17 protein-coding genes are annotated in these 16717 nt (G+C 70.6%); 2 read left to right on the top strand and 15 right to left on the bottom strand.

Translation table 11 applies throughout. From position 1 onward, the window contains the following. Position 1 precedes the first annotated feature (1 nt). From lepB (AB0B29_RS31065) to proS, 11 genes are all read right to left on the bottom strand, one after another. Entirely contained in the window at positions 2-784 is a 783-nt protein-coding gene (gene lepB, locus AB0B29_RS31065; protein WP_362244921.1) for a signal peptidase I, read from the bottom strand. A 51-nt stretch (positions 785-835) separates the two neighbouring features. Beyond that, positions 836-1798: a signal peptidase I gene (lepB, locus tag AB0B29_RS31060; protein WP_362244920.1), complete on the bottom strand. Its 963-nt coding sequence runs from the start codon at positions 1796-1798 to the stop codon at positions 836-838. Next, the gene (gene lepB, locus AB0B29_RS31055) at positions 1686-2780 is read right to left on the bottom strand and encodes a signal peptidase I (protein WP_362244918.1); all 1095 of its coding nucleotides are present in this window, start codon (positions 2778-2780) and stop codon (positions 1686-1688) included. Before lepB (AB0B29_RS31055) ends, lepB (AB0B29_RS31060) begins: the two co-directional genes overlap by 113 nt. Continuing rightward, positions 2773-3495, bottom strand: a complete 723-nt coding sequence (gene lepB, locus AB0B29_RS31050; protein ID WP_362244916.1) for a signal peptidase I — start codon at positions 3493-3495, stop codon at positions 2773-2775. The genes lepB (AB0B29_RS31055) and lepB (AB0B29_RS31050) overlap by 8 nt, the downstream gene beginning before the upstream one ends. A gap of 45 nt (positions 3496-3540) precedes the next feature. Beyond that, positions 3541-3891, bottom strand: a complete 351-nt coding sequence (rplS, locus tag AB0B29_RS31045) for a 50S ribosomal protein L19 (RefSeq protein ID WP_010044485.1) — start codon at positions 3889-3891, stop codon at positions 3541-3543. A 134-nt stretch (positions 3892-4025) separates the two neighbouring features. Beyond that, positions 4026-4859, bottom strand: coding sequence for a tRNA (guanosine(37)-N1)-methyltransferase TrmD (gene trmD / locus AB0B29_RS31040; protein ID WP_362244914.1), 834 nt, complete (start codon positions 4857-4859; stop codon positions 4026-4028). Beyond that, complete coding sequence (rimM, locus tag AB0B29_RS31035) at positions 4859-5419, bottom strand: ribosome maturation factor RimM (protein ID WP_362244912.1); 561 nt, start codon at positions 5417-5419, stop codon at positions 4859-4861. The genes trmD and rimM overlap by 1 nt, the downstream gene beginning before the upstream one ends. An 84-nt stretch (positions 5420-5503) precedes the next feature. Continuing rightward, the gene (locus tag AB0B29_RS31030) at positions 5504-5743 is read right to left on the bottom strand and encodes an RNA-binding protein (RefSeq protein ID WP_003973401.1); all 240 of its coding nucleotides are present in this window, start codon (positions 5741-5743) and stop codon (positions 5504-5506) included. Positions 5744-5745: 2 nt separating this feature from the next. Further along, on the bottom strand, positions 5746-6162 hold the full coding sequence (gene rpsP / locus AB0B29_RS31025; RefSeq protein WP_030852064.1) for a 30S ribosomal protein S16: 417 nt from the start codon (positions 6160-6162) through the stop codon (positions 5746-5748). A 295-nt stretch (positions 6163-6457) separates the two neighbouring features. Continuing rightward, positions 6458-7060 (bottom strand): hypothetical protein, encoded by a 603-nt coding sequence (locus AB0B29_RS31020; protein WP_362244910.1) that lies wholly within the window; start codon positions 7058-7060, stop codon positions 6458-6460. A 303-nt stretch (positions 7061-7363) separates the two neighbouring features. Next, the gene (proS, locus tag AB0B29_RS31015) at positions 7364-8779 is read right to left on the bottom strand and encodes a proline--tRNA ligase (RefSeq protein WP_362244908.1); all 1416 of its coding nucleotides are present in this window, start codon (positions 8777-8779) and stop codon (positions 7364-7366) included. Between the two features lie 199 nt (positions 8780-8978). Here proS and AB0B29_RS31010 point away from each other — a divergent pair, with 199 nt between their 5' ends. Together AB0B29_RS31010 and AB0B29_RS31005 are read left to right on the top strand one after the other, a co-directional pair. Continuing rightward, entirely contained in the window at positions 8979-9833 is an 855-nt protein-coding gene (locus AB0B29_RS31010; protein WP_362244906.1) for a methyltransferase domain-containing protein, read from the top strand. 137 nt (positions 9834-9970) lie between these two features. Further along, positions 9971-10573: a hypothetical protein gene (locus AB0B29_RS31005; RefSeq protein WP_362244904.1), complete on the top strand. Its 603-nt coding sequence runs from the start codon at positions 9971-9973 to the stop codon at positions 10571-10573. Positions 10574-10651: 78 nt separating this feature from the next. Here AB0B29_RS31005 and ffh read toward each other — a convergent pair whose 3' ends face one another. The 4 genes from ffh to AB0B29_RS30985 all read right to left on the bottom strand — a co-directional run bounded on the left by ffh (position 10652) and on the right by AB0B29_RS30985 (position 16462). Then, entirely contained in the window at positions 10652-12202 is a 1551-nt protein-coding gene (gene ffh / locus AB0B29_RS31000; protein WP_362244902.1) for a signal recognition particle protein, read from the bottom strand. An 81-nt stretch (positions 12203-12283) separates the two neighbouring features. Beyond that, on the bottom strand, positions 12284-14749 hold the full coding sequence (locus AB0B29_RS30995) for a [protein-PII] uridylyltransferase (protein WP_362244900.1): 2466 nt from the start codon (positions 14747-14749) through the stop codon (positions 12284-12286). A 37-nt stretch (positions 14750-14786) separates the two neighbouring features. Then, entirely contained in the window at positions 14787-15125 is a 339-nt protein-coding gene (locus AB0B29_RS30990) for a P-II family nitrogen regulator (RefSeq protein ID WP_003993253.1), read from the bottom strand. Continuing rightward, positions 15122-16462, bottom strand: coding sequence for an ammonium transporter (locus AB0B29_RS30985; protein ID WP_362244899.1), 1341 nt, complete (start codon positions 16460-16462; stop codon positions 15122-15124). The genes AB0B29_RS30990 and AB0B29_RS30985 overlap by 4 nt, the downstream gene beginning before the upstream one ends. Between the last annotated feature and the right edge of the window lie 255 nt (positions 16463-16717).

Below are 16717 nucleotides of genomic sequence, written 5' to 3'. Positions count from 1 at the left end.
CTCAGCGGACACCTGCGGGCTCCGCGGCGCTCTCCCGCCGTGCCCGGGCGGCACCCGCGCGCTTGGCGATGGGCCCGTAGGCGCCTCCGCCCAGGACGAGCACGGCGCCGGCGATCACGAGCGAGGTGATCGTCCGCAGCGGCCCGGGCGAGGAGAGGGCGCCGAGCGGTTCGAAGCCGGTGGGGCGCTGCAGCATGCCCTTCATGGGCCACACGACGGTGTCGACGCGGGCGTCCACCGCGGAGCGTGCCACCGTGCCACTGGCGGCGTCGGTCAGGTGGGCCGTGGAGTCCACGGAATTGCCCCGCTCGTCGCCGAGCAGGAAGAGCCGGCCCTCGGGGACGGTCACGGTCGGGAAGTTGCTCATCTCGGCCGGTGTGCCCTTGGGCAGGTACGTTTCGTCGATCTCCTTGCCGTTCACCTTCAGCCTGCCGTCCTGGCAGCAGGAGACCGTGTCGCCGCCGACGGCGACCACGCGCTTGACCATCGGCGCGTTGGCCCAGGTCGCGTCCTTGAAGACGACGACGTCACCGCGGCGGACCTCACCGCCGTCGACTCGCTGCGCCAGGATCCGGTCGCCCGCGTCGATCGTCGGGGTCATCGAACTGGTGGGCACGGTGTAGGGCCGGTAGACCACCGCTCCCCAGGCGAATCCGCCGAGAAACAGCACGAGGCCCAGTGCGACGGCCAGCCCGGACAACCGCTGTCCGGTCCGGCTGCCCACCGGGCCCGTGCCCGAGCCGCCGCTGCGCGGGGCCGTGTGCGTCACGCTCTCGCCACCCATGGGTCCGCACCCTACCCGGCGGTACCGGCCGGGGTCAGCCCATGGTCGGGATCACTGCTTCCGGCGACGCCAGAGCACCACCGGCACCACGCCGAGGAGCGCGATCCCCTGCGGCGCGACCGTCAGGCCCGCGGCCGCCGGCTGGGCGTTCAGCCCGGGCTGGTCGAAGGTGTCCGGGACCGGCAGGGTGGCCCAGCGGTTGATGGGCCAGGCGACGACGACGGCGCGTCCGACGACGTCCTTCACCGGGACCATGCCGTGGTGCTTGTCGGACTGGTTGTAGCGGGAGTCCCTCGAGTTCTGCCGGTGGTCGCCCATGACCCAGATGTAGCCCTTGGGGACCTTGACCTTGAACTGGCCGCCCTGGTCGTCGACGCTGCACGGAGTGTTGCCCGCGTAGACGTAGTCCTGCTCGTTCAGCGCCTTGCCGTTGACCATGAGCGGGCCGGTGTTCTTGCACTCGATGGTGTCGCCGCCGACTCCGATGACGCGCTTGATGAGGTCCTTCTCCTCCGCGGACGGCATGAGGCCGATCCAGCTGAGGAAGGTCTGCAGCGCGTTCGGGTCCGTGGTCGGCTCGCCCGCCAGCCAGTTGTCCGGGTCGTGGAAGACGACGACCTCGCCACGCTCGGGCTCGGAGCCGAACCAGGGCGTGAGCTTGTCCACCAGGACGCGGTCACCCTGCTGGAGGGTGTTCTGCATCGAGTCGGAGGGGATGGAGAACGCCTGCACCAGGAAGGTCTTGATCAGCAGCGCCAGAACCAGCGCGATACCGATCAGGATGGGCAGCTCCTTCCAGAAGGAGCGCGGCTTCTTCGGTGTCCCGGCCGTACCGCCCGGTCCCTGGCCCTCGCCTGACCTCTGCTCGCCCGTCACCCTGCCGTCCTCGGCTGCCCCGGAGTCATTCCCGGAGGTCACGGCGCTGTCCGCGGCCGGGACGGTGGATTCCGCAGGGCGCCCGCGGTGCTCCTCGCCGTCGTGTCCGGACCGTGCGCCAACCGCCACATCCCCCACGCCAACTCCTCACTCTGTGCCGCCGCCTGCCCCATACGCGGCGCAGGCCCACCACTCCCATAACGAGCGGGAGTTCCGCAGGGGTCGGGAGCTGGATCGTTCCGTTCGGATCGTAGGAGGCAACCCTATGCGACAGTTCGGGAGCAGCGGTCGACCCGGTGGCCGAGTCGGACACGGTGGCGTAGGTATTCGGCTCCTCCAGCATGTTCCAGTGGCCGAAGGGCCAGGCGATGACCATGGCGCGGCCCACCACCTCGTCCAGGGAGACCGTGCCCCCGTAGTCGGTGTCCTGGTGGGCGCGGGAGTCCGCGGAGTTGTTCCGGTGGTCGCCCATCACCCACAGCCGTCCCTGAGGGACCGTGATGTCGAACGGGGTGTCGGAGGGGGCGGCGCCGGGGTACAGGTAGTCCTCGTTCAGCGGGACACCGTTGACGGTCACCCGCCCTTGTGTGTCGCAGCACTTGACGCGGTCGCCGCCGACGCCGACGACCCGCTTGATGAGGTCCTTCTCGTTCTCGGACGGCAGCAGGCCGATGAAGGTGAGCCCTTCCTTCACCTGCTTGACGACGACGGGGTCGGACTTCTGCGAGGCGGGCTGCTCGTCCTGGAGCCAGCCGCCGGGGTCCTTGAAGACGACGACGTCCCCGCGCTGCGGCTGCGAGCCGAACCACGGGGTGAGCTTGTCGACCAGGACGCGGTCACCGATCTGGATCGTCTGCTCCATGGAACCGGACGGGATGACGAAGGCCTGGACGAGGAACGTCTTCAGCACGAGCGCTATCAGGACCGCCACGCCGACGAGGAGTGGTATCTCCTTCACGGCTCCGCGCCTGCGGCGCCGCTTGACCTTCCGCTGGAGCTTACGGCGCTCGGCCCGCGTACGGCCGCTGCCGGACGGGCCAGCGGCGCGCCGGGCGCCGGTGGGCAGCAGGTTCTCCGCGGGGCCCGCAGGGACGCCGCGCGGTTTGCCGCGGTTACCCATGGGCGCCCGCCCCACCGGCGTCGGGCACGCGCGCGTAGGCGTCCGGCCGGTGCAGCCGGGTGGCGTGACCGAACGGCCAGACGATCCAGTCGGCGCGGCCGATCACGTCGTCGACGGGGATCATGCCGCCGCCCGGCGAGCCGAGGTGGTCGCGGGAGTCACTGGAGTCGCTGCGGTGGTCGCCGAGGACGAACAGGGTGCCATGGGGCACGACGACGTCGAAGGGCACCGCGGACGGGCTGTCGCCGGGATGCAGGAAGCCCGACTCGTCGACCGGCCGGCCGTTCACCTGGAGCCTCCCCTCCCTGTCGCAGCAGACCACGCGGTCTCCCCCCACACCGACAACGCGCTTGACGTAGTCCGCGTGCCCGAAGTACCCGGTCCCGTCGAACACGACGATGTCTCCCCGCTGCGGCACGGCACCGAAACGGTACGCCAACTTATTTACGAGAACCCTGTCCCCGATCCTCAATCCCGGCTCCATCGATCCGCTGGGGATCTGGAACGGCCGCGCCACGAACGCGCTGAGCAACAGCAGGAACACCAGGCAGACCAGCAGGATGAGGGTGATCCGGCCGCCCGGGACCCAGGAGCCGACACGCGCCGCCAACGCGAAACGCGACCGGTCCTCCGGCCCTGCGGATTCCGAGGTCGTCTCGGAGCCGGAAGGGCGGGAGGAGCGGTCGCGCTCCGTGGGCTGTGCTTCGGTGTCCATCGGGGCCAGATGCTATCCGGCCCCGACGCGAACCCCGGAGAGCGCTCAGTTCTCGCGCTTCTCCTTGATCTTCGCGGCCTTGCCGCGCAGCTCGCGCAGGTAGTACAGCTTGGCGCGGCGGACGTCACCCTTGGTGACGAGCTCGATCTTCTCCACGATCGGGGTGTGCACCGGGAACGTGCGCTCGACGCCGACGGAGAAGGAGACCTTGCGGACCGTGAAGGTCTCGCGCACGCCGGCGCCCTGGCGGCGGATCACGACGCCCTTGAACTGCTGCACACGGGAGCGGTTGCCCTCGATGACGCGGACGTGGACGTTGACGGTGTCGCCCGGGCGGAAGGCGGGGACATCGCTGCGCAGCGACGCGGAGTCGACGGTGTCGAGCAGGTGAGACATTTCGTCTGCTTTCCTCGCTGATGCCACAGGTCATCAACGGAAACTAGGTTTCGGGATCAGGTGTGTGCGGGTCGGGGCGGACGTCGTCTCCCCCTGTGGCAGGGGCGCACGCCGGACGGACGCACAACAGCTGGCTATTCTTCCACGTCGTCGGTCCTGCGCCAAAATCGGCCGTAGGGCTCTGCCGACGGGTCGGGTGTCCAGCCCAGGATGGAGAGCATCTCGCGGTCCTTCTTGTCGAAGGCCTTGGGGTCGCAGCGCTCGATGAGGTCGGGCCGGTGGGCGGTGGTGCGCTTGAGGGCCTCGTCGCGGCGCCAGCGGGCGATCTTGCCGTGGTGGCCGCTGAGCAGCACGTCGGGGATGTCCCGGCCGCGCCACTCGGGGGGCTTGGTGTAGACGGGCCCTTCGAGCAGGTTCGCCATGGCGCCGGGCGCGAAGGAGTCGTCCCGGTGGGACTCGGCATTGCCCAGGACGCCGGGCAGCAGCCGCGCCACGGCTTCCGTGACGACGAGGACGGCCGCCTCGCCGCCGGCCAGGACGTAGTCCCCGATGGACACCTCGTACACCGGCATCCGTGTCGCGTACTCGTCGATCACACGGCGGTCGATGCCCTCGTAGCGGGCCGGGGTGAAGATCAGCCAGGGGCGCTCGGAGAGGTGGACGGCGAGTTCCTGGGTGAAGGGCCGGCCGCTGGGCGTCGGCACGATGAGGGCGGGCTCCCCGGAGCCCGTCTCGTAGCCGTCGGCCAGGACGGAGTCCAGTGCGTCTCCCCAGGGCTCGGTCTTCATGACCATGCCGGGGCCGCCGCCGTAGGGGGTGTCGTCGACCGTGTTGTGACGGTCGTAGGTCCAGGACCGCAGGTCGTGGACGTGCACGTTCAGCTGTCCACGCGCGCGTGCCTTGCCGACGAGGGAGACGTTCAGCGGTTCCAGGTACTCGGGGAAGATCGTGACGACGTCGAGGCGCATTACGACTCTTCCCGGCCGGAGACGTCGTCCCGGCCGGACGCGACCTCGGCGCGGTCGTCGATCAGGCCCGGCGGGGGGGTGATGACGGCCTTCTGCTCCTCGAGGTCGATCTCGGCGACGATCTCCTCGACGAAGGGGATCATCACCTCGCTGCCGTCGGGCCGCTCCACGATGAACAGGTCCTGGGTGGGCAGGTGCGAGATCTCCGTGATGCGGCCGACCTCCGTGCCGTCCGCGGTGACCACGTCGAGATCGATGAGCTGATGGTCGTAGTACTCGTCCTCGCCCTCGGGCAGTTCCTCCGGGTCGATCTCGGCGATCAGGAGGGTGTTGCGCAGGGCCTCGGCGGCGGTGCGGTCGCTGACGCCCTCGAAGCGCAGCAGAAGACGGCCGCTGTGGACGCGGCCCGTCTCGATGGTGAGCGGTCCCGCGGAGGCGGGATCGGTGGTGAGTACGGCACCGGGGCCGAGCCTCAGCTCCGGCTCGTCGGTCCGCACCTCGACGGTGACCTCACCCTTGATGCCATGGGCACGGCCGATCCGTGCGACTACCAGCTGCACGTGTCCATTCTCCTGTCATACGACTGCGGGCCGGGGACGGCCCAGTGGCCCTCCCCGGCCCGAGCCGGTGCTGCTGCGAAAGCGTCAGCGGACGTGGTCCACGTCGACGAGGTCGACGCGGACGCCCCGGCCGCCGATGGCGCCCACGACGGTACGCAGGGCGCGCGCGGTGCGGCCGTTGCGACCGATCACCTTGCCGAGGTCGTCCGGGTGGACCCGGACCTCGAGCACGCGACCGCGACGCAGGTTGCGCGAGGCGACCTGCACATCGTCAGGGTTGTCGACGATGCCCTTCACGAGGTGCTCGAGAGCCTCCTCGAGCATGCTCAGGCCTCGGTCGAAGCGGACTCGGCGGCCTCGTCCTTCTTCTCGGCCTTCTTCTTCTGGGTGATCGCCTCACCCTTGCCCTCGTCGTCGCCGCCGATGGCCTCGAACGACGGGCGCGCGGCCTTCTCGGGCTGCGTCAGCAGCGGAGCCGGGGCGGGCTCGCCCTTGAACTTCTGCCAGTCGCCGGTCTTCTTGAGGATGGCCATCACGGGCTCGGTCGGCTGGGCGCCGACACCGAGCCAGTACGCCACACGCTCGGCGTCGACCTCGATCACCGACGGGTTGTACGTCGGGTGGTACTTGCCGATCTCCTCGATGGCCCGGCCGTCACGGCGGGTACGGGAGTCGGCGACGACGATGCGGTAGTGAGGCGAACGGATCTTGCCCAGACGCTTCAGCTTGATCTTGACTGCCACGGGAGTGGGTTCTCCTGGATTTGACGTGGTTGGGCACGGCGAGAAATGCCGCGTGGGGTTGCGGTACCCGAGTGCCCGATGGACGCGTCAGCCGGAGGCGAGAGGGTTCCTGTGCGGCTGTCGAGTACAGCTAGCCATTGTGCCACACGCGGCGGGTCGCTCCGGGCCGGGGGCCTGATCCGCCGTGCGGGCACGCCGATGGCGCACCCGGCGTGAGAGGTGAGGCACGTCGGGTGCGCCATCGGCCCGAGCCCTGCGCCGAAGACCGGCAGCCACGAGATGCCGGTGCGGGGCGTCAGCTCGCAACCGCTCCGACGATGTCCGGGATCCGGAACGGCTTGCCGCAGCCGCCGCAGACGATCGGGGCCTGGGCCAGGACGGACGGGACGACCCGGACGTTACGGCCGCAGTCACAGACCGCCTTGACGCGGACACCGCCGCCCGAGGATCCGTGCCGGGCGGCCGGACCCCGGAAGGTGCGGGACGTGTCGGAGGAGGTCGCCGCGGTGTGGGCCTTCAGAGCGCGCTGGAGACGCTCCACCGTCGGGCGGTAGCGGCGCTTCGCCTCGGGGGTGAGCGTGACCAGGGAGAAGCCGCTGCTGGGATGCGGCTCCTCGGGATGGTCCAGGCCCAGCTCCTCGGCGATCGCGAGGAATCTGCGGTTGTGGTAGCGGCCGGCCCGGGAGGTGTCGCGGACTCCGCGCGCGGCGGCGATGCCATGGACTGCCTCATGGAGCAGTCGCTCGAAGGAGAGCTCGTGACCGCACGCGGACGACGACTCCCCGATCAGGGACTCTGGCGCGGCAAGGTCGGGCAGCTCGGGGTGGTACCGCTGAATGTCGGCCCACGCCTGTGCCAGCTCTGCGGCGAGAACAGGTGGTGTCTGTGTCGTGCTCACGTAATGACAACGAGCCGGGGTGCCCCAGTGTTCCGATTCCGGGCCATCCCAAATAATTTGCACGTACCCGTCAGTTGCCTCTGATGCGTCCCGACGAGGGCGGGTGCGCAGATCTGTGGAGAAGCCTCACAGCTCACCACAAGGTGGTGCGTAGTCTCGCGTACGCCCGCCCGTCTCCCGCCACCACCCTCAACCGAGGCCCTTCGGGCCACCTTCTTGCCCGGCGCGTACGCTCAATCCGCACGCCGGGGTAGCAGAGGGCCACGGGTACGCAAGAGGCGTTTCGGCCGCCTTGGGCCTCGCTCAGTAAGCGCGTGCCACGACCGCGACGTTACCCGGAGCGTCGTCGGCGTCCGGCACCGACCCGTCCTCGGCGACCAGACACCGTACGGTCACCGCGTGATCGGCCAGTTCGGCCTCGCCCTGCGCGCCGAGCACCGCCCACGGGATGCGCACCCAGCCGCCGGACGTGGCGGCCTCGACGGCCTCGGCCAGGGTCGAGACCTCGGCCGTCCGGGACTCGCGGCGCTCGCGGGACTGCCGGAGCAGCAGTGCCTGGTCCTCCTCGAGGACCTTCGGGAGCAGTGCGGCGAGGTCGTCCAGCGGCACCGGCTCCTTGCCCCCGGGGATGCGGCGGGCCAGCATCGCGGTGCCGTTCTCCAGGTCGCGCGGGCCGATCTCGATCCGGACCGGCACGCCCTTGAGCTCCCAGTCGACCGCGCGACGGCCGAAGGGGGTGTCGGTGCGGTCGTCCACGTGGACGCGGACACCGACCGCCTCGAGCCGGTCGCCGAGCTCGTGGACCTTGGCCAGAACCGTCTCGTCGCCCTTGATCGCGAGCACGACGGCCTGGATCTGCGCCAGCCGGGGCGGGACGCGCAGGCCGTGGTCGTCGCCGTGCATCATCACCAGGGCACCGATCATGCGGGTGGTGGAGCCCCAGGAGGTCTGCCAGACCAGCTCCTGCCGGCCGTCCTTGGACAGGTACCGGGTGTTGAAGGCCTTCGCGAAGTTCTGGCCCAGTTCGTGGCTCGTGGCCATCTGCAGGGCCTTGCCGTCGCCCATCATGCCTTCGAGGGTGAGGGTGTTGATCGCGCCGGCGAACCGCTCCCTGACGGTCTTGCGGCCGGGGACGACGTCCATCGCGAGGACGTTCAGCATGAAGTCCTCGTAGACCGCCCGGTGGATGTGCGCGGCGAAATCGCGCGCCTCCTCGTGGGTGGCGTGCGCGGTGTGTCCTTCCTGCCAGAGGAACTCGGAGGTCCGCAGGAACAGGCGGGGGCGCAGTTCCCAGCGCACGACGTTCGCCCATTGGTTGATGAGCAGCGGCAGGTCGCGGTAGCTCTGCACCCACTTCGAGAAGTACTCGTTGATGATCATCTCGGAAGTGGGCCGGACCACGGCGGGCTCTTCGAGCTCCTTGCCGCCGCCGTGGGTGACGACGGCCAGCTCGGGCGCGAAGCCCTCGACGTGGTCGGCCTCCCGGGCGAGGTAGGACTCGGGGATCAGCAGGGGGAAGTACGCGTTCTGGGTGCCCGTCTCCTTGATGCGGGCGTCCATCTCCGCCTGCATCCGCTCCCACAGCCCGTATCCGTACGGTCGGATGACCATGGTGCCGCGCACCGGCCCGTTGTCGGCGAGCTCCGCCTTGGTGATCAAGTCCTGGTACCAGCGCGGGAAATCGTCCGCCCGGGGGGTGAGAACAGGTGCCTTCGCCATGGCGGGATGCTACGGGCCCGGATTGCCGGAATGTGAAATCTCGCCATAGGCACATGACAACTCACAGACCCTGCCGCATTCCACTGGACGGCGGGTCGAGGGGGGAGTTTCCTGGCATACGGGGGTAGTGCGAGCGCACTGTCACGGGGGCCATGGAATCGGGCAAGAGGCAACTCTCGGCGGATTGGGGCGCTTACTTATGACACCTACGCTCGTGCGGCAGCACCTGCCTCACGCGGGGGCAGCACCCCGCGTGGACCTGCGTGCACGCGCGCGTGACTGGTCCGAGATCCAGGAGCGGATGCTCGTACCGCTCTACGAGGCCGTCTACGAGCGACTGGACGTGGGTCCCGCGACGCGGCTGCTCGGCCTCGGCTGTGGTTCCGGGCTCTCCCTGCTGATGGCCGCCGCCCGGGGAGCGGCGGTCACCGGTGTCGACGCTTCCCCCGAAAGAATGGCCCTGGCACGGGAGCGGCTGCTCCCCGGGGCGTCGGACACGCGTGCGCGTCCGCACGCCCGGCTCGTCGACGGCTCGCCCCGGGACACCGCGGAGCCGGGCGCTCCCGGCTACAGCCTGGTGACCGCCTTCGAGCCGATCGGGTGCCTGGCGGGTGACTCCGAGGGGCTGGCCGGAGCGCTCACGGAGGCGACACCGCTCGCGCGGCGCGGTGCGGCCGTGGTGCTGGCGGGCTGGGGCCCGCCGGAGCGCTGCGCCACGGCGTCCGTGATGCGGGTGGCGACGAAGCTGGCCGAGCCGCTGCGCACCTCGGGCAGCTGGCGCCCCGCCCGCCGCGACGACCTGGAGGACGTCGCCCACCGGGCCGGGCTCCGGCCCGACGGGTCGGGGCGGGTGGCGTGCCCCTTCGGCTACGCCGACGTGGACAGCGCGGTACGCGGCCTGAAATCGACGGGTCTGTTCGACGCGGCGATGACGGCGACGGACCAGGTGCAGGTCGACAAGGAGCTGACCGAGGCCCTGCATCCGCACCAGCGCCAGGACGGGACGGTGTGGATGCCGAACGTGTTCCGGTACCTGATCGCCCGGACACCCTGACGCACAGCGCTCCCGATGCAGGTGTGAATGGTGTGAAGGAAACACCAAGGGAAGCTTTTGGTTCCACCAAGTGGATCATGAACGCTTAAAGTGATCCACCGCTCGGGGGACCTATACATCTGCATACAGGAGCTGCTGTGCCGCACCACCAGACCACGCTGCGCCTCGTCGCGCCCGTCGCCGTCCTCGCCCTGACGCTCACCGCCTGCGGGGGCGGCGACGACACCGCCGACGCGAAGAGCACCGGCACCGCCCAGGCCAAGGCCTCGCCGTCGCCGGAGCCGACCTCCGGCGGCGAGATGGAGGCCGGCGAAGGCGCCACGGGCAAGGTCGCCGAGGACCCGGGCGAGGTCACCTACGAGGTGCTGGCGCAGAAGGTCGAGGTGGGCACCGAGGCCGAGGCGGCGAAGGCCGTCTCCGAGCCGGACAAGGTCAAGGGCAAGGCGCTGGCCGTCGCGTACGTGAAGTACACGCACAAGAGCGGGCCTGCCCTCACCGAAGGCTCCGACGTGCACGACGGCACGACGGTCTTCGCCGACGGACAGCGCGGCTCGGTCCTCATCGGCGCGTCCGAGGACGCCGCCGGCTGCGAGGACCCGTACGACGTCGAGAGCTGGAAGCAGGGCGAGAGCCATGTCTTCTGCGAGACGTACGTGGTGCCCGCGGACGCCAAGAGCGTCGAGGTGCACTGGTCCGAGGAGGACGGCGAGCCCTACGTCTGGAAGTTCCCGAACGGCTGACCGCCGAGCCGCCGGCACACCGCTGAGGGCGCCCTCCTCCGGACAAGGGGGGCGCCCTCAGCGCGGTTCCGAAGGGTGTCAGCCCATGAACTTCTTGAACTCGTCGGGCAGTTCGAAGTCCTTGCCGCCCTGCTGCGGCAGCCCGAAGGCGCTGCCGCCCTCGGCCGCTGCGGCCCGGCGGGCGGCCTCCTCCTGCTCCTGCTGCTTGCGCTTCATCGGGTTGCCGGAGCGCTGCTTGCCCTTGGCCTGCTTCTGCTTCTTCTTGGTGCGGCCGGGGCCACCGCCCATGCCGGGCATCCCCGGCATCCCGGGCATGCCGCCGCCCTGGGCCATGCGGGACATCATCTTGCGGGCCTCGAAGAACCGCTCGACGAGGTTCTTGACCGCGCTGACCTCGACGCCGGAGCCCTTGGCGATACGGGCGCGGCGCGAGCCGTTGATGATGGTCGGCTCCTGGCGCTCGGCCGGGGTCATCGACTTGATGATGGCGGCCGTGCGGTCGACGTCCCGCTCGTCGAGGTTGTTGATCTGGTCCTTCATCTGGCCCATGCCCGGCAGCATGCCGAGCAGCTTGGAGATGGAGCCCATCTTGCGGACCTGCTCCATCTGGGCCAGGAAGTCGTCCAGGGTGAAGTCCTGGCCCTTCTTGGACGCCAGCTTGGAGGCCATCTTCTCGGCCTCTTCCTGGCTGAACGTCTTCTCCGCCTGCTCGATCAGGGTGAGCAGGTCACCCATGTCGAGAATGCGGGAGGCCATCCGGTCAGGGTGGAACGCGTCGAAGTCGTCGAGCTTCTCGCCGTTGGAGGCGAACATGATCGGCTTGCCGGTGATCTGCCGGATCGACAGGGCGGCACCACCGCGGGCGTCACCGTCGAGCTTGGAGAGCACCACGCCGTCGAAGCCGACGCCGTCGCGGAAGGCCTCGGCGGTGTTGACCGCGTCCTGGCCGATCATCGCGTCGACGACGAACAGGATCTCGTCCGGGGAGACCGCGTCGCGGATGTCCGCGGCCTGCTGCATCATCTCCTGGTCGATACCGAGACGGCCGGCGGTGTCCACGATCACGATGTCGTGGACCTTGGACTTGGCGTGCTCGATGGAGTCCTTGGCGACCTTGACCGGGTCACCGACGCCGTTGCCCGGCTCCGGCGCGTAGACGCTGACGCCCGCGCGGTCGGCGACGACGCTCAGCTGGTTCACGGCGTTGGGGCGCTGGAGGTCACAGGCGACCAGCAGCGGCGAGTGGCCCTGCTCCTTCAGCCAGCGGCCGAGCTTGCCCGCGAGGGTGGTCTTACCGGCACCCTGCAGACCCGCCAGCATGATCACGGTGGGCGGCTGCTTGGCGAAGCGCAGGCGCCGGGTCTCGCCGCCGAGGATGGTGACCAGTTCCTCGTTGACGATCTTGAGGACCTGCTGGGCGGGGTTCAGCGCCTTGCTGACCTCGGCGCCGAGGGCGCGCTCCTTGACGTTCTTGATGAACGTCCGGACGACGGGAAGCGCCACGTCCGCCTCGAGCAGCGCGATCCGGATCTCGCGCGCCGTGGCGTCGATGTCCGCCTCGGAGAGCCGTCCCTTGCCGCGCAGGTTCTTGAAGGTCGCTGAGAGGCGATCGGAAAGAGTATCGAACACGGCGCTCGCGGTCCTCGGGGTCGGTGGCTACAGGGAATCGCCCTCCAGGGTATCCCGGCGTGACAAGTCGCCGGGTCGGCCTCACCCCCGCAGTGTCTCCTCCAGCTTCCGCGCCACCGCCGCCGCCTCGTCGCCGGGCAGCGGCGCGCCTTCCGGGCCGGTCACGTAGAAGGCGTCGACGGCGTTGGCGCCGAGGGTCGAGGCATGGGCGCTGCGCACCCGCACGTTCGCGTCCTCCAGGGCCCGGCCGATGCGGAACAGCAGGCCCGGGGCGTCCTGGGAGCGGACCTCGATGACCGTGGCCAGCCGGGAGGCGGCCGGGTGGACCGACACCCGGGCCGCGGGGGCGATCACGCCCCTGCGGCGCGGATAGGCCGCGTCCCGTTCGGCGAGGCGGCCGGCGATGTCCAGGGAGCCGTCCAGGGCCCGGACCAGGTCCGAGCGCAGCCGGGCGGCCTGCGGCAGCGAGCCGTACTCGGCCGCGACGCGCCAGTCCAGCAGCAGGACGGACCCCTCCACACCGTCCGGCAGGTGCAGGGAGCGCAGCTCGGCGGTGCGTACGGTCAGCCGGTGCATGGCCAGGACACCGGCCACCGCGGGCAGCACTCCGGGCTGGTCGGGTACGGCGATCAGCAGCTCCACGCCGAGCGGCTCGGGGTCGCCGGACGGCTCCTGACCGGCGGGCGGCTCGGTCTGGGCCCGCAGTGAGAGCACCGGGCTGCCCGTGGCGGCCGCCTCCAGGGCGAGCCGCTCCTGCTCGGCGGTCGGCGCGGCCTCCTCGGGGTCGTCCGGGGCGTCGCCTGCGAGCACCGCCGAGACCCGTTTGACCAGGTCGGCGACGAGTGAGCCGCGCCAGGACGACCAGGCCGCCGGGCCGGTGGCGAGGGCGTCGGCCTCGGTGAGCGCGTGCAGCAGCTCCAGCGTGCCCTCGGAGCCGACGGCCTCGGCGACCGAGCGCACGGTGGCCGGGTCCTCCAGGTCGCGCCGGGTCGCGGTGTCGATGAGCGTGAGGTGGTGCCGTACGAGGGTGGCGACGACGGTCACGTCGTGGCGGTCGAAGCCGATGCGGGTGGCCACGTCCCTGGCGATGATCTCGCCCGCCACGGAGTGGTCGCCCGGCCAGCCCTTGCCGATGTCGTGCAGCAGCGCGGCGACCAGCAGCAGGTCGGGGCGGCTGACCCGGCGGGTGAACTCGGAGGCGCGTACCGCGGTCTCGATGAGGTGCCGGTCGACGGTCCACAGGTGCACGGCGTTGCGCTGCGGGCGGCAGCGGACCCGCTCCCAGTCGGGCAGCAGCCGGGTGATCAGCCCCTCGGCCTCCAGCGCCTCCCAGACGTCGATGGTGGGGCGGCCGGAGCCGAGCAGGGTGACGAGCTGTTCGCGGGCCTCGGCGGGCCAGGGCGTGGGCAGCGGGCGCACGGTGGCCGCCAGGCGCCGTACGGCGTGCAGCGAGAGCGGCAGGCCGGCCTGCGCGGCGGCGGCCGCGGCGCGCAGCGGCAGCACGGGGTCGCGTTCGGGGCGCGCGGCGCGGGCGAGCACCACCTCTCCGTCCTGCTCCACCACTCCCTCGGCCAGCGGAGAGCGCTCGGCGGTCGGTTTCCCGCTGCCGAGAGCTCGCCCGCCGCCCAGCATGGCGCGCAGCCGGGGCCGCACGGCGCGCGACCGCAGGACGCGCCCCACCTCGCGCCACGTGACATCGCTGGCGTACGAGATGAGCCGGGCCGCCTCGTACACCTGTCGCAGCAGGGTGTCCGCGTCGAGCAGGCCCAGCTCGGCGGCCACCTGGTCCTGCTCCTGGAGGGCGAGCCGGTCGGTGGCGCGCCCGGTGGCCAGGTGCAGGGCGTCCCGGACGTCGAGGAGCCGGCGCCGGGCGTCGGCCAGGCCCTCGCGTGGGGCGTCGGCGAGCCATGAGGCGGCGACGGCGCGCAGCGCGGTGGCGTCGCGCAGCCCGCCGCGAGCCTCCTTCAGGTCGGGTTCCAGCAGGTACTGCAGTTCACCCTGGCGCTCGGCGCGTTCGGCGCACAGTTCCTGGAGTTCGGGGAGGCGCTTGGGCGCCTGGTTGCGCCAGTCGGCCAGGACCGCCGTACGCAGCGAGGAGGTGAGACCGAGGTCGCCGGCGATGTGCCGGGCGTCCAGCAGTCCGAGCTGCACCTTGAGGTCCTCACCGGCGGTCTTGCGGGCCTCGGCCGGTGTGCGGACGGAGTGGTCGAGGTCCAGCCCCAGGTCCCAGACGGGGTACCAGAGCCGGTCGGCGAGGGCGGCGACGGCCTTGGTGTCGCTGCCGTCGTGCAGCAGGAGCAGGTCGAGGTCGCTGCGCGGGGACAGCTCGCCGCGTCCGTAACCGCCCACGGCGACGAGAGAGGCCCCGCGCAGACCCTCGGCGCCCGCCGCGAACAGCCCGGTGAGCCAGTCGTCCGTGAGTTCGGCCAGGGCCGCACGGCGCGGCGGCCCGGACCGCGCCTCCTCGGTGAGGAGACGCAGCCGGGCCGCCGCGTAGCCGCTGGGTCCCGAGTCCTCTGCTTCCTTCTGCACGTCCGTACCCGTCACCCAGCGACTCCTGTTCCGTTGCCTGCCTCGAGGGTCTTCAGAGCGCGTCGGGACCGCGCTCGCCGGTCCGGACCCGTACGGCCGTGTCGACCGGGATCGACCAGACCTTGCCGTCACCGATCTTGCCGGTGCGGGCCGCCTTGACCACGACGTCGATCAGCTGCTCGGCGTCGTCGTCCTCGACCAGGACCTCGATGCGGATCTTGGGGACCAGGTCGACGGTGTACTCGGCGCCCCGGTAGACCTCGGTGTGGCCCCGCTGACGACCGTAGCCGCTGGCCTCGGTGACCGTCAGGCCGTGTACGCCGAAGGCCTGGAGGGCCTCCTTGATCTCGTCGAGCCGGTGCGGCTTCACGACGGCGGTGATGAGCTTCATGCGTCCACCTTCTTGCTCGCGGCTGCGGCGACGGGGGCCGTGACGGCCGTCTTGGCGGCGCCGCCACCGGCGCCGCTGAAGTCGTATGCGGTCTCGGCGTGCTCGGCCTGGTCGATACCGGCCACCTCGTCGTCCTCGGTGACCCGCATGCCCATGGTCTTGTCCAGGATGAAGGCCAGGATCGCGGAGACGATCAGGGAGTAGGCGAGGACCGCGAAGACGCCGGCGCACTGCTTCCAGAACTGGGTGAGGCCGCCGCCGTAGAAGAGGCCCTCCGCGGTGGACTGGCCCTTGCCGCTGGCGAAGAAGCCGATCAGCAGGGAGCCGAGCACACCGCCGACCAGGTGGACGCCGACGACGTCGAGGGAGTCGTCGTAGCCGAACCGGTACTTCAGGCCGACGGCCATGGCGCACAGCACACCGGCGATGGCGCCGACGGCGATCGCGCCGAGCGGGGTGACCGCGCCACCGGACGGGGTGATGGCGACCAGGCCGGCGACCGCGCCGGAGGCGGCGCCCAGCGTGGTGAACGCGCCGTGGCGGATCTTCTCGTAGATGAGCCAGGCCAGCATGGCGGCGGCGGTGGCGATCTGCGTGTTGACGAACATCAGCGCGCCGACGCCGTCGTCGTTGCCGAGCCAGGAGCCGGCGTTGAATCCGAACCAGCCGAACCACAGCAGACCGGCGCCGAGCATGACCAGCGGCAGGCTGTGCGGGCGCATCGGGTCCCTCTTGAAGCCGACGCGCTTGCCGATGACGAGGATCACGCCGAGCGCCGCGGCACCGGCGTTGATGTGGACCGCCGTACCACCGGCGAAGTCGATGACGCCCAGCTCGAAGGCCCAGCCGCCGGCGCCCCAGACCCAGTGCGCGACCGGGAAGTAGACGACCGTGGCCCACAGGGTGATGAACAGCGCCCAGGCGCTGAACTTCACCCGGTCCGCGAGGGCACCGCTGATCAGGGCGGGGGTGATGATCGCGAACATCAGCTGGAAGACCATGAACACGAACACCGGGATGGTGTAGCCGGGCCACAGCTCCGTCAGGCCGATCTTGTCGAGGCCGAGCCAGTCCGAGTTCCAGCCGATGAGGCTGCCGGAGTCGGTGCCGAACGCCATGGAGAAGCCGTACAGCACCCACAGGATGGTGACGATCCCGAGGCTGATGAAGCTCATCATCAGCATGTTCAGGGTGCTCTTGACGCGGACCATGCCTCCGTAGAAGAAGGCCAGACCCGGCGTCATGAGCATCACCAGGGCGGAACAGATGAGCATGAACCCTGTGTTCGCGGCAGACAGCTTGGGCGCTTCTGCGGCAAGGGTGATGGCTGGTGCCATCGGCGTCTCCTCGTCATTGGTACGGCCCCGTGCGGGCGAAGCCTCGAGCGGAATGAGGGGTGGGCCGGTTATGCGCCACGAGATTGACGCAGCGCGGTTTCCGTCGAAGCCCCTCGTTGTTTCGCGACCGTGACGAAGGCACCTTCTGTGTTACGCGTCGATGAACTGCCCGCCGGCGGGCAAGCCGATCGTTATCGTGGCGCAACCTTCGGCTTTCAGGCAGCCGTGGGCGCACGGACCGGCCGCGGTCGGCCT

The sequence above is a fragment of the Streptomyces tibetensis genome (assembly GCF_040647715.1).
In the GTDB taxonomy this organism is placed as follows: Bacteria; Actinomycetota; Actinomycetes; order Streptomycetales; family Streptomycetaceae; genus Streptomyces; species Streptomyces tibetensis_A.
This window is presented reverse-complemented; position numbering and strand designations above follow the sequence as displayed.

Coding starts and splice junctions, on each gene's coding strand:
- lepB (WP_362244921.1), bottom strand. CDS start 784: ATGGGTGGCGAGAGCGTGACGCACACGGCCCCGCGCAGCGGCGGCTCG.
- lepB (WP_362244918.1), bottom strand. CDS start 2,780: ATGGGTAACCGCGGCAAACCGCGCGGCGTCCCTGCGGGCCCCGCGGAG.
- lepB (WP_362244916.1), bottom strand. CDS start 3,495: ATGGACACCGAAGCACAGCCCACGGAGCGCGACCGCTCCTCCCGCCCT.
- rplS (WP_010044485.1), bottom strand. CDS start 3,891: ATGTCTCACCTGCTCGACACCGTCGACTCCGCGTCGCTGCGCAGCGAT.
- trmD (WP_362244914.1), bottom strand. CDS start 4,859: ATGCGCCTCGACGTCGTCACGATCTTCCCCGAGTACCTGGAACCGCTG.
- AB0B29_RS31030 (WP_003973401.1), bottom strand. CDS start 5,743: ATGCTCGAGGAGGCTCTCGAGCACCTCGTGAAGGGCATCGTCGACAAC.
- proS (WP_362244908.1), bottom strand. CDS start 8,779: ATGGCGAAGGCACCTGTTCTCACCCCCCGGGCGGACGATTTCCCGCGC.
- AB0B29_RS31010 (WP_362244906.1), top strand. CDS start 8,979: ATGACACCTACGCTCGTGCGGCAGCACCTGCCTCACGCGGGGGCAGCA.
- AB0B29_RS30990 (WP_003993253.1), bottom strand. CDS start 15,125: ATGAAGCTCATCACCGCCGTCGTGAAGCCGCACCGGCTCGACGAGATC.
- AB0B29_RS30985 (WP_362244899.1), bottom strand. CDS start 16,462: ATGGCACCAGCCATCACCCTTGCCGCAGAAGCGCCCAAGCTGTCTGCC.